The 24632-nt window shown below is 69.7% G+C and carries 28 protein-coding genes; 22 read left to right on the forward strand and 6 right to left on the reverse strand.

The window, feature by feature from the left end:
• Positions 1–138: 138 nt before the first annotated feature.
• The 4 genes from pafA to P3102_RS17710 all read left to right on the forward strand — a co-directional run bounded on the left by pafA (position 139) and on the right by P3102_RS17710 (position 4049).
• On the forward strand, positions 139–1497 hold the full coding sequence (gene pafA, locus P3102_RS17695) for a Pup--protein ligase (protein WP_037319655.1): 1359 nt from the start codon (positions 139–141) through the stop codon (positions 1495–1497).
• Between the two features lie 123 nt (positions 1498–1620).
• Complete coding sequence (locus P3102_RS17700; protein ID WP_276370675.1) at positions 1621–2664, forward strand: oxidoreductase; 1044 nt, start codon at positions 1621–1623, stop codon at positions 2662–2664.
• A 109-nt stretch (positions 2665–2773) separates the two neighbouring features.
• Entirely contained in the window at positions 2774–3115 is a 342-nt protein-coding gene (locus P3102_RS17705) for a metalloregulator ArsR/SmtB family transcription factor (RefSeq protein WP_276370676.1), read from the forward strand.
• Positions 3116–3185: 70 nt separating this feature from the next.
• Positions 3186–4049, forward strand: a complete 864-nt coding sequence (locus tag P3102_RS17710; protein ID WP_276370678.1) for a TIGR03620 family F420-dependent LLM class oxidoreductase — start codon at positions 3186–3188, stop codon at positions 4047–4049.
• On the opposite strand, the gene P3102_RS17715 is transcribed toward P3102_RS17710, so the two are convergent.
• Positions 4046–4744: an SDR family oxidoreductase gene (locus P3102_RS17715; protein ID WP_276370679.1), complete on the reverse strand. Its 699-nt coding sequence runs from the start codon at positions 4742–4744 to the stop codon at positions 4046–4048. The two genes, P3102_RS17710 and P3102_RS17715, sit on opposite strands and share 4 nt — an antisense overlap.
• Positions 4741–5193, reverse strand: a complete 453-nt coding sequence (locus tag P3102_RS17720; RefSeq protein ID WP_276370681.1) for an SRPBCC family protein — start codon at positions 5191–5193, stop codon at positions 4741–4743. Before P3102_RS17720 ends, P3102_RS17715 begins: the two co-directional genes overlap by 4 nt.
• Before the next feature lie 215 nt (positions 5194–5408).
• On the opposite strand from P3102_RS17720, the gene P3102_RS17725 reads away from it, so the two are divergent.
• The 7 genes from P3102_RS17725 (at position 5409) to P3102_RS17755 (ending at position 10359) form a co-directional block, all read left to right on the forward strand.
• Complete coding sequence (locus P3102_RS17725; protein ID WP_276370683.1) at positions 5409–5840, forward strand: helix-turn-helix domain-containing protein; 432 nt, start codon at positions 5409–5411, stop codon at positions 5838–5840.
• 9 nt (positions 5841–5849) lie between these two features.
• A complete protein-coding gene (locus P3102_RS17730; RefSeq protein WP_276370684.1) occupies positions 5850–6830 on the forward strand; it encodes a WYL domain-containing protein in 981 nt (326 codons plus the stop codon).
• Positions 6827–7804 (forward strand): YafY family protein, encoded by a 978-nt coding sequence (locus tag P3102_RS17735; RefSeq protein WP_276370686.1) that lies wholly within the window; start codon positions 6827–6829, stop codon positions 7802–7804. Before P3102_RS17730 ends, P3102_RS17735 begins: the two co-directional genes overlap by 4 nt.
• Before the next feature lie 9 nt (positions 7805–7813).
• Positions 7814–8023, forward strand: a complete 210-nt coding sequence (locus P3102_RS17740) for a bacteriophage holin (RefSeq protein WP_276370688.1) — start codon at positions 7814–7816, stop codon at positions 8021–8023.
• Between the two features lie 38 nt (positions 8024–8061).
• Complete coding sequence (tatA, locus tag P3102_RS17745) at positions 8062–8394, forward strand: Sec-independent protein translocase subunit TatA (protein WP_276370690.1); 333 nt, start codon at positions 8062–8064, stop codon at positions 8392–8394.
• Between the two features lie 110 nt (positions 8395–8504).
• Positions 8505–9476, forward strand: a complete 972-nt coding sequence (gene tatC, locus P3102_RS17750; protein ID WP_276370691.1) for a twin-arginine translocase subunit TatC — start codon at positions 8505–8507, stop codon at positions 9474–9476.
• A gap of 7 nt (positions 9477–9483) precedes the next feature.
• Complete coding sequence (locus P3102_RS17755; RefSeq protein ID WP_276370693.1) at positions 9484–10359, forward strand: YegS/Rv2252/BmrU family lipid kinase; 876 nt, start codon at positions 9484–9486, stop codon at positions 10357–10359.
• Here P3102_RS17755 and P3102_RS17760 read toward each other — a convergent pair.
• Positions 10343–10930: a hypothetical protein gene (locus P3102_RS17760; protein ID WP_276370695.1), complete on the reverse strand. Its 588-nt coding sequence runs from the start codon at positions 10928–10930 to the stop codon at positions 10343–10345. The two genes, P3102_RS17755 and P3102_RS17760, sit on opposite strands and share 17 nt — an antisense overlap.
• A gap of 112 nt (positions 10931–11042) precedes the next feature.
• On the opposite strand from P3102_RS17760, the gene P3102_RS17765 reads away from it, so the two are divergent.
• The 5 genes from P3102_RS17765 (at position 11043) to P3102_RS17785 (ending at position 17843) form a co-directional block, all read left to right on the forward strand.
• Positions 11043–13820, forward strand: coding sequence for a DEAD/DEAH box helicase (locus tag P3102_RS17765; protein ID WP_276370696.1), 2778 nt, complete (start codon positions 11043–11045; stop codon positions 13818–13820).
• Between the two features lie 292 nt (positions 13821–14112).
• Positions 14113–14898 carry a DUF4333 domain-containing protein gene (locus tag P3102_RS17770; protein WP_276370698.1) on the forward strand — a complete coding sequence of 262 codons (786 nt, stop codon included), beginning with the start codon at positions 14113–14115 and terminating at the stop codon, positions 14896–14898.
• A 41-nt stretch (positions 14899–14939) separates the two neighbouring features.
• The gene (locus P3102_RS17775; RefSeq protein ID WP_276370700.1) at positions 14940–16139 is read left to right on the forward strand and encodes a GNAT family N-acetyltransferase; all 1200 of its coding nucleotides are present in this window, start codon (positions 14940–14942) and stop codon (positions 16137–16139) included.
• A gap of 34 nt (positions 16140–16173) precedes the next feature.
• Positions 16174–16578: a DUF4333 domain-containing protein gene (locus P3102_RS17780; protein WP_276370701.1), complete on the forward strand. Its 405-nt coding sequence runs from the start codon at positions 16174–16176 to the stop codon at positions 16576–16578.
• A 44-nt stretch (positions 16579–16622) separates the two neighbouring features.
• Positions 16623–17843, forward strand: a complete 1221-nt coding sequence (locus P3102_RS17785; RefSeq protein ID WP_276370703.1) for a GNAT family N-acetyltransferase — start codon at positions 16623–16625, stop codon at positions 17841–17843.
• A 94-nt stretch (positions 17844–17937) separates the two neighbouring features.
• Here P3102_RS17785 and P3102_RS17790 read toward each other — a convergent pair whose 3' ends face one another.
• The 3 genes from P3102_RS17790 to P3102_RS17800 form a co-directional block, all read right to left on the reverse strand.
• On the reverse strand, positions 17938–18915 hold the full coding sequence (locus P3102_RS17790; protein ID WP_276370705.1) for a pirin family protein: 978 nt from the start codon (positions 18913–18915) through the stop codon (positions 17938–17940).
• A complete protein-coding gene (locus P3102_RS17795) occupies positions 18912–19856 on the reverse strand; it encodes a 5'-3' exonuclease H3TH domain-containing protein (protein WP_276370706.1) in 945 nt (314 codons plus the stop codon). The genes P3102_RS17790 and P3102_RS17795 overlap by 4 nt, the downstream gene beginning before the upstream one ends.
• 76 nt (positions 19857–19932) lie before the next feature.
• Complete coding sequence (locus P3102_RS17800) at positions 19933–20469, reverse strand: NAD(P)H-dependent oxidoreductase (RefSeq protein ID WP_276370708.1); 537 nt, start codon at positions 20467–20469, stop codon at positions 19933–19935.
• A 118-nt stretch (positions 20470–20587) separates the two neighbouring features.
• Between P3102_RS17800 and P3102_RS17805 the strand changes: the two genes are divergently transcribed.
• From P3102_RS17805 to P3102_RS17830, 6 genes are read left to right on the forward strand one after another with little or no spacing between them, the layout of a single operon-like run.
• Positions 20588–21166 carry a helix-turn-helix domain-containing protein gene (locus P3102_RS17805; protein WP_276370710.1) on the forward strand — a complete coding sequence of 193 codons (579 nt, stop codon included), beginning with the start codon at positions 20588–20590 and terminating at the stop codon, positions 21164–21166.
• On the forward strand, positions 21163–22413 hold the full coding sequence (locus tag P3102_RS17810; RefSeq protein ID WP_276370711.1) for an MFS transporter: 1251 nt from the start codon (positions 21163–21165) through the stop codon (positions 22411–22413). Before P3102_RS17805 ends, P3102_RS17810 begins: the two co-directional genes overlap by 4 nt.
• A gap of 10 nt (positions 22414–22423) precedes the next feature.
• Positions 22424–23581, forward strand: a complete 1158-nt coding sequence (locus tag P3102_RS17815; protein ID WP_276370713.1) for a Xaa-Pro peptidase family protein — start codon at positions 22424–22426, stop codon at positions 23579–23581.
• Positions 23578–24030, forward strand: coding sequence for an Lrp/AsnC family transcriptional regulator (locus P3102_RS17820; protein ID WP_125787729.1), 453 nt, complete (start codon positions 23578–23580; stop codon positions 24028–24030). Before P3102_RS17815 ends, P3102_RS17820 begins: the two co-directional genes overlap by 4 nt.
• Positions 24031–24077: 47 nt before the next feature.
• Positions 24078–24305 (forward strand): hypothetical protein, encoded by a 228-nt coding sequence (locus P3102_RS17825; protein ID WP_276370715.1) that lies wholly within the window; start codon positions 24078–24080, stop codon positions 24303–24305.
• Positions 24292–24591, forward strand: a complete 300-nt coding sequence (locus P3102_RS17830; RefSeq protein ID WP_005150941.1) for a hypothetical protein — start codon at positions 24292–24294, stop codon at positions 24589–24591. Before P3102_RS17825 ends, P3102_RS17830 begins: the two co-directional genes overlap by 14 nt.
• Positions 24592–24632: the final 41 nt, after the last annotated feature.

Genomic DNA, 24632 nt, shown 5'->3' on the forward strand with positions numbered 1-24632 from the left:
GCTTCCGGGTCGGGATGTCATGCGCGTGATACCCGATCGGGACTTCCCGCACACCTTTCACCGAATGCAACGTACCTACCGCGTGTCGCCGCCCGAACGGCGCACCGTCAGTGGGCCCGCACCGCCTACTCTGGTGGAATGCAGCGGCGGATCTTTGGCATCGAGACCGAGTTCGGGGTCACGTGCACCTTTCACGGGCAACGCAGGCTCTCCCCGGACGAAGTGGCGCGTTACCTGTTTCGGCGTGTCGTGTCCTGGGGGCGTTCGTCGAACGTCTTCCTGTCGAACGGGTCGCGGCTCTACCTCGACGTGGGCTCCCACCCGGAGTACGCGACAGCCGAGTGCGACGACCTCGTCCAGCTCGTCACGCATGACAAGGCAGGCGAGCGCATCCTCGAGGACCTCCTGGTCGACGCCGAGCGGCGGCTGGCGGACGAGGGCATCGGCGGCGACATCTTCCTGTTCAAGAACAACACCGACTCGGCGGGCAACTCCTACGGCTGCCATGAGAACTATCTCGTGACCCGTGCCGGGGAGTTCTCGCGGATCGCCGACGTGCTGCTGCCGTTCCTGGTGACCCGGCAGCTGATCTGCGGCGCGGGCAAGGTGCTGCAGACGCCGCGGGGCGCGGTGTACTGCCTGTCCCAGCGAGCGGAGCACATCTGGGAAGGCGTCTCCAGCGCCACCACGCGTTCGCGGCCGATCATCAACACCCGCGACGAGCCGCACGCCGACGCCGAACGCTACCGGCGCCTGCACGTGATCGTCGGCGACTCGAACATGGCCGAACCGACCACGATGCTCAAGGTCGGCTCCGCGCATCTGGTGCTGGAAATGATCGAAGCGGGTGTCCAGTTCCGCGACTTCACCCTGGACAACCCGATAAGGGCCATCCGCGAGATCAGCCACGACCTCACCGGCCGCCGCCAGGTGCGGCTCGCCGGCGGTCGCGAGGCGTCCGCACTCGACATCCAGCGCGAGTACCACGCCCGCGCCGTCCAGCACGTCAAGGAGACCGGTTCGTCACCGCAGTCCGAGCGCGTCGTCGAGCTGTGGGGCCGGGCGCTGGAGGCGGTCGAGCAGCAGGACTTCAGCAAGATCGACACCGAGATCGACTGGGCGATCAAGCACCGGCTGGTCGAGCGCTACCGCAACAAGCACGACCTCGACCTGTCGAGCCCGCGGATCGCCCAGCTCGACCTGGCCTACCACGACATCCGGCGCGGCCGCGGCATCTTCGACCTGCTGCAGCGGAAGGGCCTCGTGCGGCGGGTCACCGACGACGGGGAGATCGAACTGGCCAAGGACACCCCGCCGCAGACCACGCGGGCGAAGCTGCGCGGTGACTTCATCGCCGCCGCGCAGGCCGCCGGGCGTGACTTCACCGTGGACTGGGTGCACCTCAAGCTGAACGACCAGGCACAGCGGACCGTGTTGTGCAAGGACCCGTTCCGTTCGGTGGACGAACGGGTCGAGAGGCTCATTTCCTCGCTTTGAGCCATCCTTGCTCAGGGCCGGCCGACCCCCGATCGTCACTCCTGTGTGCCGTGGAGGTCGCTGTGGGTTTGAGCCAGGGAGGGCAAGGCGAACGCGATTCTTCGACCGAGGGAGAGGTGCGCGATGCGCCGTGCGTTGCTGGTCCTGCTGGGCGCGGTCGTCCCGCTGGCGTTCGCCGGTGTCGCGCAAGCCGCGCCGGAATGTCCCGCGCCCGCCTGGACGGAGACCCCGACGGGTACGGACGCTCGATTGCGCGGACTCGCCGCGGTGGATTCGCGCACGGCGTGGGTCAGCGGGAGTGGGGGCACCATCCTGCGCACCACCGACCGCGGCCGCACCTGGAAGCCGGTCGCCCCGGCCGGCACCGAGGCGCTCGACTTCCGCGACATCGAGGCCTTCGACGCCGAGCACGCCGTCGCCCTGTCCATCGGGGCCGGCGACACGTCCCGGATCTATCGCACCGACGACGGCGGCAAGAGCTGGCGACTGGCCTTCCGGAACAGCGACCCGGCGGCCTTCTACGACTGTGTCGCGTTCTTCGATCACCGGCGCGGCCTCGCGATGAGCGATCCGGTGGACGGCAAGTTCCGGTTGCAGTCCACTTCGGACGGTGGCCGGACCTGGCGGCCGGTGCCGTCCGCGGGGATGGTTCCCGCGCTCGACGGCGAGTTCGGGTTCGCCGCCAGCGGCCAGTGCCTCACCACGTCCGGCCCGCGTGACGCCTGGATCGCCACCGGCGGTGGCGCCCGAGCACGGGTCCTGCACTCCGGCGACGGCGGCGAGACCTGGGCGGCCGCGGACACCCCGTTGCCCAGCGGCGCCTCCGCCGGGGTCTTCTCGGTGACTTTCCGGGACCCGCGGCACGGCGTGGCCATCGGTGGCGATCACGCGGCGCCGAACGCGCCGGGTCCGGCTGTCGCGCTGAGCGCGGACAGGGGGCGCACCTGGCGGACGCCGTCCGAGGCGCCGGTCGGCTACCGCTCCGGGCTGGCCTGGCTGGGGAACACGGTCATCGCCGTCGGTCCCGGCGGAAGCGATCTGAGCCCGGACGGCGGGCGGCACTGGAAGTCGTTCGACACCGGATCGCTGGACTCGGTCGCTTGCGCGCGCGGGGCGTGCTGGGGGAGCGGGGCGAACGGCAGGGCCGTCCGGCTCAGCGGGGTTTGAGCGCTTCGGCGGCAGGTGTCGCGTGGGCCGAGCGGGTCGGGGGTGGCAAGTAGGGTCAGCACACGAATCGCCACTTACGACCCCTTCGACCCACGAGCTTTCGAGGATCATGACCGCACGAGCCGAACCCGTTCCGGAGGCCACCGAGCACCTCGTCGAGGTGCTGAAGGCGCTCGCCAACCCCATCCGGCTCCAGGTGCTCGGGTGGTTGCGCGAACCGGACCGGCACTTCCCGCCGGAGAACGCGATCGCCGACCAGAACGAGGTCGGCGTCTGCGTCAGTCATCTCCAGGCGAAGCTGGGGCTCGCGCAATCCACGGTGTCGGCGTACCTGGCGTTGCTGCAGCGTGCCGGCCTCGTCCGGTCCACCCGCGTGGGGAAGTGGACGCACTATCGCCGGGACGAACAGCGGATCGCGCAGCTCGTCGACCTGTTGGGACGCTCCATCTGAGCTCGATCGGAACAACATATCGAAGATATGCGATACTCCGATATGTTGCACTCGATCCGAGGAGAGACAGATGGAACTGGGGCGTTTCGGGATCTGGACGTTCGACTTCGAAGACCAGCCCGCGAGCATGCTGCGGGATTCGGTGCGGGAACTGGACGAACTGGGCTGGCCCGCGATCTGGATCCCGGAACGGGACGGACGGGAAGCCCTGACCCACGCCGGATTCCTGCTCGCGTCCACCGAACGCATGACCGTGGTCAACGGGATCGCGCGGATCGGCTCGCGCGGGGCGCGCTGGGCCCGCGGCGCCGCGCTCCTGCTGGCCGACGGCTATCCGGGGCGGCACGTGCTCGGGCTCGGCTTCGGTGGCGCGCGTCCCGGCGTCGAGCCGCTGGAGGCCATGAGCGACTATCTCGACGAACTCGACACCATCACCAGCGCGAACCCGTTGCCCGCTGTGCCGATCCGCCGGTTGCTCGCCGCGTACGGGCCGAAGATGCTCGGACTGGCCCGTGACCGGTCCGAGGGGGCGCACACCTATCACGTGCCGGTGTCGCACACCGCCCAGGCGAGGGAAGTGCTGGGACGGAAGGCGTTCCTCGGCGTCGAGCACGCCGTGCTCTTCGAAACCGACCCGGGCAAGGCGCGCGAGATCGCTCGCGAGCATCTGCACGTCTACCTGACGTCGGAGTACAACGTCGCCAAGTTCCTCCGGCTCGGCTACACGGAAGCCGATCTCGACGGCGGCCGCGGCAGCGACCGGCTCGTCGACGACCTCGTGTTCTGGGGCGACCTCGACACCGTCACCGCGAAGCTGCACGGCCATCTCGACGCGGGCGCCGACCACGTCGGGGTCCAGGTCATCGGCGTCCGCCCCGGCGACTCGGCCATGCCGCACTGGCGTCGGCTGGCCGAGTCGCTGCTGCCGGGCTAGCGGACCTGCCCGGTCGGGCGGACCACGATCTCGTTGACGTCGACCGAGGGCGGCTGCGCGAGCGCGTAGAGCACCGCCCTCGCGACGTCGTCGGGTTCCAGTTTCGGCTTGGCCTTCGAGTCCTCGGGGATCATCGAGGTGTCCACCAGGCCCGGTTGCACGACGGTGACCCGGACGCCGGTGCCGATGGCCTCCTCGCGGATCGATCCGGCGAGCCCGGTCACCGCCCATTTCGTCGCCGAGTAGAGGTTCCCCGGCCGGTGGTAGCGCCCGGCGACCGAACCGGTGAGCACGAGGTGTCCCTTCGATTCCGCCAGCGACGGCAGCGTCGCCCGTGCGGTGAGGGCGGTGCCGTAGACGTTCGTCAGCACCATGTCCCGCCACTGTTCGGGGTCCGCGCCGCCGTCGCCGAAGAACGAGACCACGACGCTTTGTCCCGCGTTGGCGAAAACCGCGTCCAGCCCGCCGAAGGTGGTCTTCACCGTCTCGACCGCGGAGGACAGCGAACCCCAGTCGGTGACGTCCGCCGCGACCGCGAGCGCGCGATCCTCGCCGAACTCGGCGACGAGGGGGCGCAGCGCCTCGCGGTCGCGGGCGAGCAACGCCAGCCGGAACCCGGCCGCGGCCGCCCGGCGTGCGGTGGCCTCGCCGAGACCGCGGGAGGCACCGGTGATCAGCAGTACTCGATCGTTCATGCCTCCAAACTAGGCGGCTCGTACGAGTCCCACTCGGGCACCGGGTCGCCGGCGAGGGACGCGCCGAGCCGGTCGAGATAGAAGTGCCAGCCCTTGGCGATGTCCGAGGTGTCCCAGTCGGGTCTGGGCGTCCGGTGCACGAAGTCGAGCACCGTTCCGTCGCCGTGCGGGGTCAAGGTCAGCTCCACCTGCCAGGTCGGCTCGCCGGTGTTGTGCAGATCCACGGCCAGCCGTTTCGGCGGATCGCATTCCCGGATGACGGCGGGTGCCGGTTCGGAGCTTTCCTCCGCGGTCATCGACAGCATGATCGTGTTGCCGACCCCTGGCTCGCCCGTCCACGTGCCGAACCAGCGGGCCGTCCGCTCGGATTCGGTGAGTGCCGACCAGACGTCTTCGATCGGGTCGGGATACTCGCGCCGGAGTTCGAGCCGGGTTTCTTCGTTGTCCATGATGCGAAGATAACCCTAGGCTTAATTAAGCGTCAACTTATCTGTCGGTGAATGCGGTCGACGCCGAACTCGTACCTGACCGGTTCCCGGTACGGGCCCCGGGCTCCCCGTGCACCCAAGGACTTCCCGACCATTTCAGGCGAATTATGGGGCGTTACTCTCCATCGGGAAGTACGCACCTCGAGGTGCCCAGCCCACGCGGAGGTACGCGCACCGTGGTCACACGTCCGGCACAGGACCGGCGAAACGAGGAGAAACGGGCCTACGACGCCTATCTCGCGGCCTGCCCCGCCCGAAAACTGCTCGACGAGGTCTCGGGTAAGTGGGTGAGCCTCGTCCTCGTCGCACTGGGCGACGGGCCCCAGCGTTACAGCGACCTCTCCCGCAGGATCGACGGCGTCAGCCCGAAGATGCTCACGCAGACCCTGCGGACCCTGGAACGCGATGGCCTGCTGACCCGGACCGTCACCGCTTGCGTGCCGGTGCGTGTGGACTACGAACTGACCGAGCTCGGCCGGGGCCTCCGGCAACTGCTGGCGGGGATCAAGGGCTGGGCCGAGACGCGATTCGAGGAGGTCGAGACCGCCAGGAATCGTTACGACGCGCGATCGGCGGCTGTCACCACCGGGTCGGACGGCGCGGGCTAGGGTAGCCGGGTGTCCACCGCTCGCGCCGAACGTCTGGTCAACCTGGTTCTGGCCCTCCTGTCCACTCGGCAGTACCTCACCGCCGAGCGGATCCGGGGCATCGTGCCCGGGTACGCCGACGCGGCCAGCGACGAGGCGTACTTCCGGATGTTCGAGCGCGACAAGACCGAACTGCGCGAACTCGGCATCCCGCTGGAGACCGGCCGCAATTCCGCGTTCGACGCGATCGACGGCTACCGCATCGCGCGGCGTGACTACGAACTCGGCGAAATCGACCTCGCGCCCGACGAGGCGACCGCGGTCGGCCTCGCCGTCCGGCTCTGGGATTCCCCGGAACTGACCGGTGAGGCCCAAGGCGCGCTGGTGAAGCTCCGCGCGGCAGGGGTCGAGGTCGACGACCACGCCCCGACCGTCGTCGAGCCCCGCGTCCGCGCCGAACCGGCGTTCGGCCCGCTGCTCGCCGCCGTCCAAGCCGGGCAGGCGGTGCGCTTCGAGTACCGCCGCAGCGGTTCGGCCGAGCGCAAGATCCGCACTCTCGAACCGTGGGGCGTGGTGTCGTGGCGGGGCCGGTGGTACGTCGTCGGGTACGACAGGGACCGCGGCGCGCCCCGCTGCTTCCGCCTTTCGCGCGTGACGGGGAAGGTCGAGGCCTTCGGCCCGCCCGGCGTCGTCGAGCGTCCGGAAGGGGTCAATCTGCTGCGGATGGTCTCCGCGAGCAGCAGCGAAGATCCATCGGCGGTCACCACGGCCAGTGTCTGGGTCGCCGACGGCAGGGCGGCCGGAGTCCGCCGCCGCGGCCGGGTGGTCGGCCGCAGCGACGCCGGGGGAGAAGAAGGCGACCTCGTGGAGATCGCGCTGTTCTACCCCGAATCCGCCGTCGACTGGCTCACCGCCCACGGCCCGGACGTCCTCGTTCTCGAACCCGAGGTGCTCGCGAAGTCGGTCTTCAGCCGTCTCGAGGCCATCGCGCACGCCGGCGGTGCCCGATGAGCGCCACCGGACGGATGCCGCGGCTGCTCGCACTCGTGCCGTACCTGCTCGCCCGGCCGGGGATCAAGATCGACGACGCCGCGCACGACTTCGACGTCACGCCCAAGCAGCTGCGCAAGGACCTCGAACTGCTGTGGATGTGCGGGCTGCCCGGCTACGGCCCGGGCGACCTGATCGACCTCTCCTTCGAAGGCGACACGATCGTCGTCACGCACGACGCCGGGATGAACCGCCCCCTGCGGCTCACCGGCGGCGAGGCGACGGCCATGCTCGTCGCGCTGCGGGCCTTGGCCGAGACGCCCGGCGTGGTCGACGCCGACGCGGTCCGCCGCGCCATCGCGAAGATCGAGGCCGCCGCCGGCCAGGCCCAGCCGTCGGGGATCGTCGTCGGCGGGGGAGTGCGGGAGGGCAAGAAGACCGCCGGCACCCGCGAAGCCGTCCGGTCCGCTCTCACCGCGAAGCGCGCGTTGCGGATCCGGTACTACACGGCGTCGAAGGACGAGATCACCGAACGCACCGTCGATCCCATGCGGCTGCTCATCGTCCAGGCGGTCGGGTACCTCGAAGCGTGGTGCCGCCGTGCCGAGGGTGTCCGGCTGTTCCGGCTCGACCGCATCGACGAGCTCACCGTGCTGGGCGAACCCGCCGTCCCGCCGGCGCACGCGCGGCCCACTGACCTTTCCGATGGTGTTTTCCGGCCCCGTCCCGATCAGCAGGAGGGCGTCCTCGTCCTCGACCCCGACGCACGCTGGGTAGCCGAGTACTACCCCTGCGAGGAGCTCGACGAACTCGACGGCGGGCGGCTGCGCATCCGAATGCGGTACGCGGACGAGTCCTGGATGGTCCGGCTGATCCTGGGGCTCGGCGGAGACGCGCAGGTCGAAAGCCCGGCGGCGCTCGGAGAGGCGGTTCGTCAGCGGGCGGCCGACGCACTGGCCCGGGCTCGTCACCTAACGTCAACCTACGAGCAGTAAGGTGACGCCGTGTCGTACCTGCCGAGCATCGCCCTCGCCGTCGCCGGGCTGCTCCTGCTCCTTGTTCTGCTCCTCAAATTACGCAGAGTCTTGCGCGTGCTCACCCATACGATGAGCATGGTGGCTACGAACACCCGGAAACGGACAGGGCTCCTTCGCGCCCGGTCGGCCGCGCTCCACGTGGCGATCGCGGAACGACGTGGGCTCGAAAACCGGTAACATCACCCCTGAGACATTCGAGAAGGAGGCCGCAAACGATGAACGCGCTGCAGCCGTGGCACATCATCATCCTGGTGCTCGTCGTTGTCCTGCTGTTCGGCGCCAAGAGGCTTCCGGACGCCGCGCGGTCCATCGGCAAGTCCATGAAGATCTTCAAGGCCGAGACCAAGGACATGGCCGGGGACAAGGACAAGGCCGCCGAGACCGAAGAGGTCGAGACCAAGCAGCTGCCGCAGGCCACCACGCCCGCGCCTGCCGGGACCGCGCAGGACAAGCAGGTCGCCGACCTCCAGCGCCAGCTCGACGAGCTCAAGAAGCAGCAGGCCGCCACGCCCGCTCCGGCCGAGCAGGTGCAGAAGAACGCCAGCTGAGCGGTCTTCGGTAAGCCAGCTTCCAGCCAGCCCAGCGGAGCCTGTTCGCGGATGAGCGCGCCGAAGTCGCGGCGCGCTCATGGTGGACCCTGACGAGAACGGACTGTCCAGTGGCGGATTCCGCCTCCGGTGAGGAGCGCCGCGGCCCGAAGCGGCGCAAGCGCAGTCGTCGGAGCAACCCCGACGGCACGATGACGCTCATCGAGCACATCTACGAGTTCCGGCGCCGTCTGGGCTTCGCGCTGCTCGCCATCCTGGCGGGCGGGATCATCGGCTTCCTCTGGTTCCAGACCAAGGTGGGGCCGATCCCCTCGCTCGGCCAGATCATGACCGGCCCGTACTGCGGCATCCCGTACCAGCGCAGGCTCGGTGGAGAACTCAACGGTCCCTGTCAGCTGCTCCAGACGGTCCCGTTCGAAGCCTTCATGATCCAGTTGAAGGTCGGTCTCGCCGCGGGCGCGGTGCTGCTGGCCCCGCTGTGGCTCTATCAGATCTGGGCGTTCATCGCGCCCGGCCTCTACTCGAAGGAGCGCAAGTACGCGCTCACCTTCGTCTTCTTCGCGTCGATCCTGTTCGCCGCCGGCGCCGTGCTGGCGTACCTGCTCATCCCGCACGCTCTCGAGCTGCTGATGAACTTCGGTGGCGACCAGTTCATCACCGCCCTCACCGGTGACAAGTACATCTCGTTCATCCTGTCCCTGCTGCTGATCTTCGGCGTCAGCTTCGAGCTGCCGCTGTTCGTGGTGATGCTGAATCGCGTCGGCGTCCTGAAGTACCAGATGCTGAAGAAGTGGCGCCGCGGCCTGATCATGGTCGTGTTCGTCTTCGCCGCCTTCGCGACGCCCGGTTCGGACCCGTTCTCGATGATCGCCCTGGCGGGTGCGCTGGTGGTCCTGCTGGAGATCTCGATCCAGATCGCGCGCTTCCACGACCGCAAGCTCGACAAGGAGCGCGGCACCGAGGGCTGGGACCAGCTCGCCGACGACGAGGCCGCGCCGTTCGACTACACGCCGAGCAAGATCGACGAGGAGCCGTCGGCCGCCACGAACGGCAAGCGCACCAGCACCGACGACGTCACCTGAGCCGGGGATGCACGCGGCGCTGGCCGTCCACCCCGCCTCCGGTGACGGGGCCGCGGGACGGCTGATGGAGTCGGTCGCGGCGCGGCTGCGGCCCGTCGTGGACCGGCTCGACGTCCTCGTCGCCGACACGGTCGAGGAATCCCGCGCGCTCATGACCGATTCGCGCGCGGCCGGGCTGGACGTCCTAGTCGTACTCGGTGGCGACGGGGCGGCGCACCAGGGTGTGCAGTTCTGCGCCGAATCCGGCGTCGCCCTCGGCCTCGTGCCCGCGGGCACCGGCAACGACTTCGCCAGAGCGCTCGAGCTCCCCGGACGACCGCACGTCGCCGCCGATCTCGTCGCCAGACGGATCGCGGGAGGAAACCGGCGGAGGATCGACCTCGGCCGGGCAGGCGGCGAATGGTTCGCCACGGTCCTGTGCTCCGGTTTCGACGCATTGGTCACCGAACGCGCCAACCGGCTGACCTGGCCTCGCGGCCCCCGCCGCTACGACGTCGCCATCCTGGCCGAACTCGCCGCGTTCCGGCCCCGGCCGGTGGTGCTCCGCACGGACGTCGAGACGATCGAACTCGACGCCACCATGATCGCCGTCGGCAACACCCCGTACTACGGCGGCGGCATGCCGATCTGCCCCGGCGCGGACCCGGAAGACGGCCTGTTCGACGTCACGGTCGTCGGGAACGCGACCCGGAGCGATCTGCTCCGCATGCTGCCCCGTGTCCGCTCCGGCCGGCATCTGACGCATCCGGCGGTGCGGACCCTCAAGGCCGGTCGGATTCACCTGGCGGGCAGCGAGCTGCCCGTCTACGCCGACGGCGAGCCGCTGGGCGGACCGCCGATCGACATCACCTGTGTCCCCGGCGCGCTCACCGTCCTCGGCTGAGTCCCGCGTAGTCGCCCGCGCGTTCCACCTGCCCGCGGAACGTCGCGGCCGACATCAGTTCGCCGCGCGGGAGGAACACCCCGCCACAGCGATGGCAGAACCACGCCTGCCGCCAGTACGCGAGCGCGTCGGGGATCCCTCGCCGGATCCGCGCGTTGCGCCGCAGCCGGAGCACGAACAGCACGGCGAACAGCGCGACCAGCGCGAAGGCCCCGGACGGGAAGATCCAGGCGCCGATGGCCGCGCCGACACGGCCACCCGCGGTCGGAGCCGGGTTCTCGGCGAGCACTTCGGTGGCGAACGAGGCGAACACGAACGCGGGGATCAGCATGACCAGCGCGAGGGTCAGAAAGCATCCGCCACCGCGGAGCACCGGGTACGGGTCGAGCGCCGCAGCGGTAGCGGTCACCGACACACCGGTGTGCGTCGTCGCGGTGTAGACCACGCCATCGCCCGCAGGGATGGCCGTCATGCCGCCTCGCACCCGGTAGGTGGTCTGGCCGCTCTGGAACACCGCCGGCACACTCTGCACCTGGTCGACCTGCGCGCACCGCGGGCAACCGATCTGCATGGCGTCCCCTCTCGATCCCGGATTCGGCCCTTGGATGACACAGGCGCGTCGGCCGTTCCCGCGATCGTCACACCGAGTGCGAACTGTCGGTGGGGTATGGAACCCTGACGAAGTGGTCAATAGCCCTCCTCAGACCCCGGCCGAGGCCTACGCCGCCTCCCAGCGCCGCGGCCGGTACCCCCAGCTGACCCGCTTCGCGGCGGAATCGTCGTTCGAATTCGACGACTTCCAGGTCCGCGGTTGCGAGGCGCTCGAAGACGGGCACGGCGTGCTCGTCTGCGCGCCCACCGGTGCCGGGAAGACCGTGGTCGGCGAGTTCGCGGTGCACCTCGCCCTCGCCGAGGGCCGCAAGTGCTTCTACACGACTCCCATCAAGGCGCTGTCGAACCAGAAGTACGCCGACCTCGTCGCCCGCCACGGCGCGGACGCCGTGGGCCTGCTGACCGGTGACACCTCGATCAACGGCAACGCGCAGGTCGTGGTCATGACCACCGAGGTCCTGCGTAACATGCTCTACGCCGGGTCCTCGACCATCGGCGAGCTCGCGTACGTGGTGATGGACGAGGTCCACTACCTCGCCGACCGGTTCCGCGGCGCCGTCTGGGAAGAGGTCATCCTCCACCTGCCCGAGCACGTCCGCGTCGTCGGCCTGTCGGCCACGGTGAGCAACGCCGAGGAGTTCGGCGAATGGCTGGTCGAGGTCCGCGGGGACACGACCGTCGTCGTCGACGAACACCGTCCCGTGCCGCTGTGGCAGCACATGCTGGTCGGCAACCGGCTGCTGGATCTGTTCGCCGGCCAGGAGGAACACGCGCCGGACGCCGAACTGCGGATCAATCCCAGCCTGCTTCGCCGCACGGAGGAGATCGGCGGCCGGTTCGCCCCGGCCGGCCTGCGCGGGCCGAAGGGACGGCGAGGAGCGCCGTCGCGGATGCCCAGGTACCGGCCGCCGTCCCGCACCGACACGGTCGAGCGGCTGGACAACGCCGGCCTGTTGCCCGCCATCGTCTTCATCTTCTCCCGCGCCGGCTGCGACGCCGCGGTCGGCCAGTGCGTCCGGTCCGGTCTGCGGCTCAACGATCCCGAAGAGGTCGAGAAGGTCCGCCGGATCGTCGCCCAGCGCACCAAGGACCTGCCCGAAGGAGACCTCGGCGTCCTCGGTTTCTGGGAATGGCGTGAGGCGCTCGAACGCGGTATCGCCGGACACCACGCCGGGCTGCTCCCGGCGTTCAAGGAGACGGTCGAGGAGCTGTTCGTCCAGGGCCTCGTGAAGGTCGTCTTCGCCACCGAGACACTGGCGCTCGGCATCAACATGCCCGCGCGCACCGTGGTGCTGGAACGGCTCGTGAAGTACAACGGAGAGGCGCACGTCGACCTGACGCCGGGGGAGTACACGCAGCTCACCGGGCGAGCGGGGCGGCGCGGCATCGACGTCGAGGGGCACGCCGTCGTCGCCTGGCAGCCGGGGATCGACCCGAAGCAGGTCGGCGGCCTGGCCTCGACCAGGACGTACCCGCTGCGGTCGTCCTTCCGGCCCGGCTACAACATGGCGGTGAACCTGGTCGCCCAGGTCGGCGCCGAGGCGGCCCGTGACCTGCTGGAACAGTCGTTCGCGCAGTTCCAGGCCGACCGGTCGGTGGTCGGGACGGCGCGGCGGATCGAGCGGAACAAGGAAGCCTTGCGGGGCTACGCCTCCGCCATCACCGGCGATTTCGACCAGATGCTGGAGTACGTCGACCTGCGCGCGAAGATCTCCGCACGGGAGAAGGCGCTCTCGCGCCAGAACACGTCGGCTCGCCGGGCCGGCACCGCCGAGTCGCTGGAGAAGCTCCGCAAGGGCGACGTCATCGCCGTGCCCGCCGGGCGCCGCGCGGGGCTCGCGGTCGTCGTCGATCCGGGGCTCGACCCGATTCGTGAACCGCGGCCGGTGGTGGTCACCGAGGACCGCTGGTCCGGGCCGCTCTCGGTCTCCGACTTCCCGTCGCCGGTGGAGGCGCTGGGGAACATCAAGCTGCCGAAGCACATCGAGCTGCGTTCACCCAAGACACGGCGTGACATCGCGTCGAGTCTGCGCAACGCGGGAATCTCCTTGCCGGGCAGGCAGAAGCGTCGCGCCGGGGCCAATGAGGACGGTGAGCTGGCCGCGCTGCGGCGTGCGCTGCGCGCGCATCCGTGTCATGGCCTGGCCGAACGCGAGGCGAACCTGCGCTGGGTCGAGCGGTATCAGCGGCTCACCGCCGAGACCGAGCAACTGGAACGCAAGGTCGCCGCGACCACGCATTCACTCGCACGCGCCTTCGACCGCATCCTGCGGCTGCTCGGCGAACGCGGGTACCTCGGTCCCGAATCGAAGGGCAACGGCGAGAACCGCGTCACCGAACACGGCAAGCGGCTCACCCGCCTCTACAGCGAGTCGGACCTGCTCGCCGCCGAATGCATCCGGCACGACGTCTGGAAGGGCCTCACGCCGGCCGAACTCGCGGCGGTCGTCTCGACGCTGGTCTTCGAGGCACGCCGGGACACCGCCGGAGAGCCTCGTCTGCCGGTGGGCAAGGTGGTCGACGCCTGGCAGGCGACCACGCGCCTGTGGATGGAGCTCACCGAGGACGAGCGGCGCCACAAGCTGAACCGCACCCGCGAGCCCGACGCCGGTTTCGCCTGGCCCGTGTACCGGTGGGCTCGCGGCGAGTCGCTGGAGAAGGTCCTCACCGCCGCCGAAGCGAACGGGCAGGAGTTGTCCGCCGGTGACTTCGTGCGATGGTCGCGGCAGGTCATCGACCTGCTGGACCAGATCCGCGACGTTCTCGGGAAGGCGGATCCGGTCGGGGCGGCGGCATCGGACGCGGTGAAGGCCTTGCGGCGCGGAGTCGTGGCGGCCGGGGGCGCGTAAAGGACTTCTTCCCCGGTACATGAAGGCCCCCTTCCTTGCGCCTAGGTACAGCAAGGGGGCCTTCATGTACCTCACCGGCGCCTGGAACGTTCGTAGCGGGAACCGTCCTCGCTACTGGCGAGACGTTGGGCCGACCGGCGGAGTGACCACGCCGCCGGTGTGCGCACGGTCGCGGCCAGTTGTCCCGACACCAGCCGTGAACAGTGGGCAGGGGTGCCAACCTGTGGTTGGATCGCCCACGACGGTCGGTGATCCGGCCGGTGACGATGGCGGAACAGGCGGAGGCGAAACGATGAGCACGCCGTATGGCGGCAACGACCCGCAGCAGCAGCCCCAGTGGGGGCAGCAGCCGGGCTACGGGCAACAGCCGGGCGGCACTCAACCGCCGAGCGGCCCGCAGCAGCAACCGCAGTGGGGCCAGCAGCCGCAGCACGACCCGTCGCAGACCCAGCAGCAACAGCCGCATTGGGGTCAGCAGCCCGCGCCCTACGACCCGGCCCAGCAGCAGCCGGGGTATCCGCAGCAGCAGCCCGGTCACGACCCTTCCCAGACGCAGCAACAGCAGCCTCAGTGGGGTCAGCAGCAGCACTACGGCCAGCAACCGGGCTATCCGCAGAGCGGGCCCCAGCAGCAGCCGGGTTACCCCCAGAGCGGCCCGCAGCAGCAGCCGCAGTACGGGCAGCAGCCCGGTCAGTACGACCACGGCCAGAGCCAGTTCCAGGGCGCCCAGGGGGAGGCGCCGGACAAGCCGAAGTCCAAGAAGGGCCTGTTCATCGGGATCGGCGCGCTCGTGGTGATCATCGCGGCGGTCGGCATCCTCGGGTTCGTCACCCCCGGCTGGTTCAACACCCAGGTCTTCAACAACACCCAGATGCAGACCGACGTGCAGAAGCTGCTCACCGAGACCTACGGGATCAAGGACATCAGCGCGGTCACCTGCCCCGCCGGCCAGGAGGTCAAGGACGGGGTGAAGTTCGCCTGCACCGCGACGATCGAAGGCAAGCCGCAGGAGGTACCGATCACCGTGAAGGGTGACACCGGCAACTACGAGGTCTCGCCGCCCGCCGTCACCAAGTAAACGACGGGCGCCGGGCACGGTCGATCCTGCATGATCGGGTCATGAGCGACTTTTCCGTGCGGCCGCTGCGGGCCGACGAGGACCGTGCCGCGACCGATCTGTTCAGGCGTGCCTTGCACGTCAAGGAGATGACCGACGACGAATGGTCGGCCATCGCCGCGTCGATGCAGCCGGACCGCGGGTTGGGCGCGTTCGACCCGGAACTGATCGGCACCGTCCGGTCCTTCGACTCGGAAGTGACGCTGCCCGGCGGGGGCACCACGCCGCTCGCCGCGGTGAGCCTCGTCGGGGTCCGCGCCGACCGTACCCGCCGCGGTGTGCTGACGGCGTTGATGCGGGCCCAGTTCGAGGATTTCGCCGCCCGCGGCGTCCCCGCGGCGATGCTGCACGCCTCCGAAGGCGCGATCTACGGACGGTTCGGTTACGGTGTCGCGGCCAGGGGCAAGTCGATCGAGATCGACCGGAGTCGTACCCGGTTCCGCCCCGAGGTACCGGCGGGCGGGCAGATCTCCTTGCTCGATCTGGAAAGCACGATCGAGCAATGGCCGTCGCTCTTCGACGGCCTTCCGCGCACCCGGCCCGGCATGATCGCGCGGAGCCCGACCCTGTGGCCGGGTTACGTCCGGGAGGTGCGCCGGGCGACCGCTCCGGTCGCGACCGCCGTGCACCGAGGCCCGGACGGCACCGACGGCTATGTCACCTACACCGTCGAAAGGGCCCACTTCGGCGCACCGGCGGTGATGAAGATCCAGTCCTTCCATTACGCGAATCCCGACGCGTTCGCCGGGTTGTGGCGTTACCTGCTGTCCGTTGACCTGGTCGACCGCATCACCGCCGAGAAACGGCCGCTCGACGAACCGGTCGAGCTGCTGTTCACGGACCCGCGGCACGCGACCGTGCAGAAGATCCAGGACGAGGGCTGGCTCCGGCTGGTGGACGTCGCCGCGATGCTCGACGCCCGCACGTATCGGGGCGAGCCGATCGTCGTCGAAGTCATCGATCCGTTCCTGGAGCACAACTCCGGCCGGTACCGTCTTTCCGAGGACGGCGCCGCCCGCACCACCGATCCGGCGGATCTCGAACTGCACGTCGACACCTTGTCGATGGTGTACCTCGGCGGCTGGCGTCCGTCGGATCTCGCGGCCGCCGGACGCGTGCGAGCCACCGGCGAAATCGCCCTGGAACGGGCGGACCTGCTGTTCGGCACGCGAGAGAACCCCTGGTGCGGTACCTTCTTCTGACGTTGGACGAGCACACCGGTGGGGGTGGAGAAGCTTGAGCAGGCGAACCGTCGCGACGGTCGGTCTGTGTTGTGCCGCTTTCGTCGTACCGACGGCTTGTTCGGACACCCCGGTGCCCACGCCGGCGACGAAGACCGTCACGGTCCCGCCGACGACGAGCGCCTCTTCGAGTTCGAACGCGTCCGGCACGTCGGGTGGTTCGTCCTCCACCGTTCCGGGCAGGGTCTTCGACCCGAGGACCATGCAGGCGGACGTGCGGAAGATCCTCACCGAGACCTATCGGCTCAGTGCGGTCGGCGACGTGCTGTGCCCGTCGAACCAGACGGTCAAGGACGGAAGCACGTTCACCTGCACCGTGCAGGTCGGCGGCAAGGGCAAGACCGTCACGATCACCGTCACCGGTGACGACGGCCGCTACGAGGTCGGCGCGCCCGCCTGAAAACCGGTTGGGTTCGCCGGGGCCGGACGGCAGGATCACCCGCTATGAGCGAATTCCCTGTGCGTGCCGTGGCCGAAGGCGAACAACGGGCCTGCCTAGAGCTCCTGGTGGAGTCTTTGCACGGCAGGCCCGCCTCGGACGAGGTCTGGGCGAAAATGGCGCCCTCCTGGCCCGCCGCCGGGAAATTCGCCGCCTTCGACGACCACGGCACCCCGGTGGGGATCACCAGCTCGTTCGACGTCGAGCTCACCGTCCCAGGTGGACAGAAGCTCGTCACGGCGGCCGTCGACGGGGTCGCCGTCCGCGCCGACTGGACCCGCCGCGGGATCCTCACCTCGATGATGGCCGTCCAGTTGGAGGAGTTCGCGGCACGCGGTGTCCCGCTGGCGGCGCTGCACGCGTCGGAAGCCGTGATCTACGGCCGCTTCGGTTACGGCGCGGCCACCTTCGGCAAAGGTGTTTCCGTCGAACGCCCACGCGCCCGGCTCCGTGACGGCGTGGGACGGGAAGGAGTCGTCAGGTTCGCCACCTGTGCCGAGGCCGTGGAGCGCATTCCCGCGCTGTACAACAGCTTCGAGGGGACGCGGCCGGGGTTCGTCGCTCGACCGGCACACTGGTGGCCGGGTTTCTTCGAGCGCGTGGTCACCGGGAACGACGGCTATCGCGTCGCCGTCCACAGTGGACCGGACGGGGACGACGGTTTCGTCGTCTATCAGACCATCGACGCGCGTGACCGCCAGGCGCCGGAACGCGGAGCGATCCTGGACATCCGGGAGCTCCACGCCGCCACGCCGCGCGCTTGGGCGGGACTGTGGCGGTTCCTGCTGTCGGTCGACCTCGTCTCGGCCGTCACCGGACGCGGCCGCCCACTGGACGAGCCGATCGCCGAACTGCTCACCGATCCGCGTGCCGTGAACACCATCGAGGTCATAGACGACCTGTGGCTACGGCTCGTCGACGTCTCCACCGCGCTGCGGGCCCGCACTTACGGCACCGCCGAACCCGTGGTGTTCGAAGTGCTCGACAAGCAGCTCCCGGGCAACAGCGGCCGTTACGTCGTCGGCCCGGACGGCGCGGAGCGGACGACCGCCGACGCCGATCTGCGGCTGGACGTCGCCGCCTTGTCGTCGCTGTACCTCGGCCACGGTCTCTTCGGTGAGCTGGCCTTGTCAGGCCGGGTCGAGGTGCTGGACGAGGCGGCGGTCGCCCGTGCCGACTCCCTGTTCCACACCGCGCGGTCGCCGTGGTGCGGAACGTTCTTCTAGCTCCCAAGTACATGAAGGCCCCCTTCCTGTACCTAGGCGCAAGGAAGGGGGCCTTCATGTACTTGGCAAGGTGTGAAGGGCGGGTTTCCGTGTCCTAGGCCGGATTGCGACGAGGTTTGATCCGCACCTGCGGCAGCTTGGGTGCGGGCAACCACGCCGTCGTGCCCTGGTAGCCCTCCACCCGGCCGAACCGGTCCGCCTGCGCCTGCCACGCCTCGCGGTATCCGGCGATCTCCTCGTGGCTGCGGCCCACGAAGTTCCACCACATGACGAGTTCCTCGGTGAACGGAGTCCCGCCCAGCAGGAGCACCCTGGCCGGCTCGGTGCCCGAGTTCGTCAACTCCAGCCGTCCGGCGCCGGGTGCGAGATAGGCGAGTTCTCCGGTGCGCAGTGCTGCTCCGGCGACGGTGACGGAGCCGATGTCCTGCAGGACACCGTGTTCGAAGGCCGGGTCGACGTCGAGGGCGAGGGTCGCTCCGGGCTCCACGAGGAGTTCGGCGCCCAGCAGGGGAGTGAACGCCGGGATCGGTGAGGTGGTTCCGGCGAGGCTGCCGAGGAAGACCCGCGCCGTGGCCCCTGGCAACCGGAGCGCTGGTGGCGCGTAGTGCCGGAAGTCCCGTGCGGTGTCGCGATGCCCGTCCGGCAGCGCGATCCAGAGCTGGACGCCGTGCAGCGTCGTGGTGTCCGGAGTGGACACTGTGGTGACCTCGGAGTGCGCGATGCCGTGGCCGGCGGTCATCAGGTTCAGTTCACCGGGCCGGACCACGGCCACGGTGCCGATGCTGTCGCGATGCTCGATCTCGCCGCTGAACAGCCAGCTCGCGGTCTGCAAACCGGTGTGCGGATGCGGCGCGACGTCCATCCCGCCGGAATCCGACACCTCTTGCGGACCGTAGTGGTCGACGAAACACCACGCTCCGATCAGCGACCGTCGCCGTTGCGGGAGTGTGCGGCGGACCCGGATGGCGCGCGGACCGCCGAGCGGGACGTCGCGCGGGGTCAGCACGGTGACACCCTCGCCCGGCCGCTCCCGGCACAGCGACTCGGCCGGGTCGGCCTCGGTGTTGCTCACGGCTTGGGGAGCGCGGCCAGCAGGCGCTCCACCGAACGGCCGAGATTCCAGCGCTCCGCCAGTTCCGCGACCTTGTCCGGGTCGGCGGGTTCGGCCGGGACGGTGTCCGGCCGGGACTGCTCGACCGGCGCGTCGGCCGCGACCCGGACGACGGTCGGCGCGACCGCGAGATAATCGGCGGCATCGCTCAACCGCAACCGCGTCTTGAGCGGCACTCGCGAGTCGCCGGCGTCGGCCGCCTCGATCAGCTCCTGCAGCGAACCGAACTGGGTGATCAGCTTCGCCGCGGTCTTCTCGCCGATCCCGGCGACGCCCGGCAGTCCGTCCGAGGGGTCTCCGCGCAGCGCGGCCATGTCGGCGTACCCGGGGCCGGCGTTCGCGGCCGGGATCCCGTACTTCTCGGCGAGCTCGTCCGGGCCGAGGATCTCGGCCTTGTTCCAGCCCTTGCCGACGTAGACGACCACGGTGGACGTCGGTTCGTGCCGGACCAGCTGGAACAGGTCCCGGTCTCCGGTGACGACCTCGACAGGGGAGTTCTGCTCGCGGATCGCGAGCGCGCCGATGACGTCGTCGGCCTCGTACCCGGCGGCCTCGGCCGTCGCGATGCCGAAGGCTTCCAGCAGGTCCAGGATGATCGGGACCTGCGGCGTCAGCGTGTCCGGCACCTCTTCGACGTCGCCACCCTCCGGAACCTCTTCGGCCACCCGGTGCGCCTTGTAGCTGGGCAACAGGTCGGTGCGGAACTTCGGCCGCCAATCCGCGTCCAGGCACGCCACGAGCCGGGAAGGACGCCGGTCGACGAGGATCCGCGCGACGGTGTCGGTGAACCCGCGTACGGCGTTGACCGGCGTCCCGTCCGGGGCGGTCATCGACTCGGGCAGTGCGTGGAACGAGCGGAAGTAGAGGCTCGCGGAATCGAGGAGAGCGAGTGGTCCGGTCACGCGGACAGCCTGCCATGTCCCGGCCCGGATGTCCGTTGAAGGACCCGACCCCCAGCCGAGTCCTCCACGGGACCGGTCAGGCCGCGTAGGGCCGTACCCGGCGGGCGTCGCGCAAGGCGTTGGCCCACCAGTTCAGCTGGTTCAGCAGCGTGGTGGCCGCGACGGAGGCGCCTTCGAAGTCGTCGTGTTCTCCGTCGGGGCCGAAATGGTTCCAGGCGTAGGGGAAACTCACGGTCTCCCGGATCGTCGCGGCGTGGAGTTCGGCGAAGACCGGGCGCAGGTGCTCGACCGCGCGCAGGCCGCCGGAGATCCCGCCGTAGGAAACGAAGGCGACCGGCTTCCCATGCCACTCGGGGCCGGTGGCGTCGAGCGCGGTCTTGAGCGGGCCGGGGTAACTGTGGTTGTACTCGGGGACGATCACGACGACGGCGTCCGCGGCGGCGACGCCGGGGGAGAGATCGGCAGGGGCTTCGGCCAAGTCGATGACGGTCAGGGTGACGTCGTCGCGCTGTTTGGCGCGGTCGAGGAACCAGTTCGCGACGACGGGAGCGAAGCGGCCCTCGCGGACGCTGCTGATCACGACGGCGAGCTGGTAGGGCGAGTTCGTTGTCATGCCCAAGACCGTAAAACCTACACTTAACTTGAAGTCAAACTCCGGAGTCGCGCCATGAAGCCGACCAAACGCAGAGGATCCTTTGCAAAGATATCTCTGCGGTTGTACGGTGAACGCCATGGGGAAGAGCGAGAGGTATCTCGCGCGAGTCGACGGCCGCGTTCTCCGGGCGCTGTCGCATCCACTGCGCGTCAAAATCCTGGAGTTGCTGCGGGAGGACGGTCCGGCGACGGCGTCCGGTCTGGCGAAACGGGCGGGGGAGAGTTCCGGGACCACGAGCTGGCATCTGCGTCAGCTGGCCGAATCCGGGTTGATCGCCGAGGACACCGAACGCGGCAGCAGACGCGACAGGTGGTGGAAGGCCTTGCACGAGGGAGACCGGATGCGCGCCCGGGACTTCATCGACGACCCGGATCTCGCCGGTCCCTTCACTGCGTACGCCCACACGATGGTCGAACGCCGCTACGCCGCCGAAGCGCAGTTCGTCGCCGAAGCACGAGACTGGGCAGACGAGTGGATCGACAAGGCCGTCTTTGACGACTCGCGGCTCTCGCTGACGCCGGACGAGACCGCGGCGCTGACCGACGAGATACTCGAAGTGGTCAACCGCTACCGCCGTCCGGAGCGGGACGGCGACACCCAGGTCCGCGTGCAGTGGGCGGCCTTCCCGAGGAAGTCCCGGCCGGAGACGCCATGAGCCGGGGGCCACTGGGGGCCCTGGTCGTGGCTTCGGGGATCTCCTCGGCCGGGGTGATGATGACGTTGCTCGCGATTCCTTGGTTCGTGCTCCAGAGCACGGGCAGCGGCACCAAGACCGGTCTCGTGACCGCGGCCGAAGTCTTGGGGCTGATGGTCGCCGCGATGCTGGGCGGGCCGATCGTGGACCGGGTCGGCACCCGCCGGGCGAGCGTCGGCGCGGATTTGCTGACCACCGTCACGGTGCTCCTGATCCCGCTCGCGACGGGCACGACGGGGCTCGGTCTGCCCGGACTGATCGTGCTGTCGTTCGTGATGGGCGTTTCCCGAGGACCCGCCGACACGGCGAAGCAGGTGCTGCTTCCCGGCGTCGCCGAACTCGGCGGTGTTAGCGTGAGCCGGGCGGCGAGCGCCGTCGAAGCGGCGATGAGAACCGGCCGGATGGTGGGCGGACCCGCCGCCGGTGCGTTGATCGCGCTGATCGGCCCGATGCCGGTCCTGTTCGTCGACGCGGGCGCGCTTTTGCTTTCCTCGGCGCTGGTGTTCGCGCTGATCCCGTTGGCGGCCGGTCCGCCGAGGCCGCCGTCTGGTGGATATCTCAACCAGCTGCGCGAAGGGCTCGGATACATCAAACGCGACGCGGTACTGCGCGCGGTCGTCAGCATGCTAATGCTCACCAACAGCCTCGACTTCGGACTGCTCGGCGTCCTGTACCCGGCGTATGGCGACCAGGTCCTGCACAGCACCGCGCTCATCGGCGCGATGATCACCGCGGTCGCGGCGGGCGCGCTGCTCGGTTCGGCGATCTACGGCTGGGTGGGCCACCGATTCTCCCGGCGTACGGCGATCCTCGTCGCTGTCGCGATCGAGGGCGCGCCGCGATTCGCCTTGCTCGCGCTGGAACCCGCGCCGGCCGTGCTGCTCGCCGGACTCGTGGTCACCGGGATCGGGGCGGGCGCGCTCAACCCGATCGTGCTCCCGGCGGTCTACGAACGGGTCCCGGAAGCCGTCCGGGGCCGCGTGCTCAGCCTTCTCGTGGGCGGGGTGCTCGCCGCGATGCCGCTCGGCTCGATGGCGGCGGGACTGCTGCTGGACGGGATCGGTCTCGTCGGCGCGCTCGCCGTGTTCGGTGGCCTGTACCTGATCGCCGGCACCTTCCCGGCGATCTTCCGGGTCTGGCGTGGACTCGACGATCCCGCCCCGATCGGGGGTGACCGGCCGGTGAGCCGAGGGACGCGGACCGACTAGGCTCGCCTTCATGTCGCGCCGTTCCCTGCACAACCCAGCCCCCGACGCCGCCAGTCTCCGCGCCCGCCTCGACCGGGCCCGTGCCGCCGCGGCCGCCGCGGACACCGACGCCCTGCTGATCGCACCCGGCTCGGACCTGCGCTACCTCATCGGCCAGGCCGGGGGCTCCTTCGAACGGCTGACCACGCTGGTGATCCCGGCCGACGGCGTCCCGGCCCTGGTGCTGCCGAAGCTGGAGGCCCCCGGGTACGCCGACGTCCCCGCCGACGAACTCGGCATCGAGATCGTCACCTGGGTCGACGGCGACAACGCCTACGAACTGGTCGCCGACCGGTTGGGGCTCGCGCCAGCCGGTCGGCGAGGCCGCGTGGCGGTCAGCGACTTCACCCCGGCGCTGCACGTACTCGCTTTCCGCGGCGCGCTCGGTGACGCCGAGCAGACGCTGGCCGGGCCGATCGTGCGCGAACTGCGGATGCGCAAGGACGCCGCCGAGATCCAGGCGCTGCGTGACGCGGGCGCGGCGATCGACCGCGTGCACGCCCGTGTGCACGAGTGGCTGCGCCCCGGCCGCACCGAGGCCGAGGTCGGCGCGGACATCACCGCCGCGATCGTCGAAGAGGGCCACACGCACGCCGACTTCGTGATCGTCGGCTCGGGCCCCAACGGCGCCAGCCCGCATCACGACGTCTCCGAGCGGGTCATCGAGCGCGGCGACGTCGTCGTGGTCGACATCGGCGGCCCGATCGCCGAGGGCTACAACTCCGACTCCACCCGCACGTACGCGGTCGGCGAGCCGCGGGACGCCGACGTCGTCGAGACATACGCGGTTCTGCAGCGGGCGCAGAAGGCCGCCGTCGACGCCGTCCGCCCGGGTGCGACCGCCGAGTCGATCGACGCCGCCGCGCGCGACATCATCGCCGAGGCCGGGTACGGCGAGTTCTTCATCCACCGTACCGGCCACGGCATCGGCCTCGACGTGCACGAGGAGCCCTACATCATCAAGGGCAACGCGCTGCCCCTCGAGCCCGGCATGGCCTTCAGTGTCGAGCCCGGCATCTACCGGCCCGGCCGGTGGGGTGCCCGCATCGAGGACATCGTCGTGGTCACCGAGGACGGCGTCGAGCCGGTCAACCAGCGTCCGCACGACTTGATCGTGCTCGACGCATGACCGGTGGTCTGGAGCCGCTGGACCAGGCGATCGTCCAGGAGCTGGCCGCGGACGGGCGGCGTAGTTTCACCGACCTGGCCGAGCGGGTCGGCCTGTCGGTGTCGGCGGTGCACCAGCGGGTGCGGCGTCTGGAGCAGCGCGGGGTCATCCTCGGGTACACCGCGCGGCTCGACGGGGAGCAGATCGGCCTTCCGCTCACGGCGCTGATCTCGCTGACGCCGAACGATCCGGCCGCCCCGGACGACTATCCGCAGCGGCTCGAGCACATCAAGGAGATCGAGTCCTGCTACTCGGTCGCCGGTGACGAGTCGTACATCCTCCTGGTCCGGGTGGCCTCGCCGCTCGGCCTGGAAGACCTGCTCCGCCGGATCCGCGAGTCCGCCAAGGTCTCGACCCGGACCACCGTGGTGCTTTCGACGCCGTTCGAGGGCCGCTCGCCCACATTGTGAGAGCAGAGAACGGGGCGGGGTTGCGCGGCGCTGGTACGATAAAAGGTATGGCAACACGTAAGGTCACTCTCTCGCTCGACAGTGGTGCGCTCGAGTTCGCCGAGCGGGCCGCCAAAGCACACGGGATCTCGGTCTCGTCGTGGTTGTCCAAGGCGGCCCGGAGGGAAGCCGTCCGCACCGGATACACCCCGCAGCGCGCCCCGGTCGCACCGTCCGCCGAAGCGGACGAGGCCGAGTTGACGGCCGCGGAGAAGGATCTGCGTGCACAGGGGTGAAGTCTGGACGTACCACCCTCCGACCGAACCGGCCCGGCAGCGCACCGTCGTCCTGCTGTCCTCGGACGGGGTGAACGAATCCGAGCGGCCGTGGCTGCTCGGCACCGAACTGCTGGACCGTGACCCGCAGGACATCCTCGGCGTCGCCGTCGACGCGCGTTATTGGGTCTCCACGCTGAACCTCACGCGTCTGTACCGGCCGTGGTTCGACGAGAAGATCGCGGAGATCGACCAAGAGGTCCAGGAGCGCATCGACATCGCGTTGCGCGCCGCTCTCGACCTCTAGCCACCCGAGTTACGAGTCCGAGCACGTGTGTTACGCGTCTG

It is taken from the genome of Amycolatopsis sp. QT-25 (assembly GCF_029369745.1).
Classification (GTDB): Bacteria; Actinomycetota; Actinomycetes; order Mycobacteriales; family Pseudonocardiaceae; genus Amycolatopsis.

What these genes read in the sequence shown, in the direction of transcription:
- pafA (WP_037319655.1), top strand. Translation starts at nt 139, where the DNA reads ATGCAGCGGCGGATCTTTGGCATCGAGACCGAGTTCGGGGTCACGTGC.
- P3102_RS17700 (WP_276370675.1), top strand. Translation starts at nt 1,621, where the DNA reads ATGCGCCGTGCGTTGCTGGTCCTGCTGGGCGCGGTCGTCCCGCTGGCG.
- P3102_RS17705 (WP_276370676.1), top strand. Translation starts at nt 2,774, where the DNA reads ATGACCGCACGAGCCGAACCCGTTCCGGAGGCCACCGAGCACCTCGTC.
- P3102_RS17710 (WP_276370678.1), top strand. Translation starts at nt 3,186, where the DNA reads ATGGAACTGGGGCGTTTCGGGATCTGGACGTTCGACTTCGAAGACCAG.
- P3102_RS17715 (WP_276370679.1), bottom strand. Translation starts at nt 4,744, where the DNA reads ATGAACGATCGAGTACTGCTGATCACCGGTGCCTCCCGCGGTCTCGGC.
- P3102_RS17720 (WP_276370681.1), bottom strand. Translation starts at nt 5,193, where the DNA reads ATGGACAACGAAGAAACCCGGCTCGAACTCCGGCGCGAGTATCCCGAC.
- P3102_RS17735 (WP_276370686.1), top strand. Translation starts at nt 6,827, where the DNA reads ATGAGCGCCACCGGACGGATGCCGCGGCTGCTCGCACTCGTGCCGTAC.
- tatA (WP_276370690.1), top strand. Translation starts at nt 8,062, where the DNA reads ATGAACGCGCTGCAGCCGTGGCACATCATCATCCTGGTGCTCGTCGTT.
- P3102_RS17755 (WP_276370693.1), top strand. Translation starts at nt 9,484, where the DNA reads ATGCACGCGGCGCTGGCCGTCCACCCCGCCTCCGGTGACGGGGCCGCG.
- P3102_RS17760 (WP_276370695.1), bottom strand. Translation starts at nt 10,930, where the DNA reads ATGCAGATCGGTTGCCCGCGGTGCGCGCAGGTCGACCAGGTGCAGAGT.
- P3102_RS17770 (WP_276370698.1), top strand. Translation starts at nt 14,113, where the DNA reads ATGAGCACGCCGTATGGCGGCAACGACCCGCAGCAGCAGCCCCAGTGG.
- P3102_RS17775 (WP_276370700.1), top strand. Translation starts at nt 14,940, where the DNA reads ATGAGCGACTTTTCCGTGCGGCCGCTGCGGGCCGACGAGGACCGTGCC.
- P3102_RS17785 (WP_276370703.1), top strand. Translation starts at nt 16,623, where the DNA reads ATGAGCGAATTCCCTGTGCGTGCCGTGGCCGAAGGCGAACAACGGGCC.
- P3102_RS17800 (WP_276370708.1), bottom strand. Translation starts at nt 20,469, where the DNA reads ATGACAACGAACTCGCCCTACCAGCTCGCCGTCGTGATCAGCAGCGTC.
- P3102_RS17805 (WP_276370710.1), top strand. Translation starts at nt 20,588, where the DNA reads ATGGGGAAGAGCGAGAGGTATCTCGCGCGAGTCGACGGCCGCGTTCTC.
- P3102_RS17810 (WP_276370711.1), top strand. Translation starts at nt 21,163, where the DNA reads ATGAGCCGGGGGCCACTGGGGGCCCTGGTCGTGGCTTCGGGGATCTCC.
- P3102_RS17815 (WP_276370713.1), top strand. Translation starts at nt 22,424, where the DNA reads ATGTCGCGCCGTTCCCTGCACAACCCAGCCCCCGACGCCGCCAGTCTC.
- P3102_RS17820 (WP_125787729.1), top strand. Translation starts at nt 23,578, where the DNA reads ATGACCGGTGGTCTGGAGCCGCTGGACCAGGCGATCGTCCAGGAGCTG.
- P3102_RS17825 (WP_276370715.1), top strand. Translation starts at nt 24,078, where the DNA reads ATGGCAACACGTAAGGTCACTCTCTCGCTCGACAGTGGTGCGCTCGAG.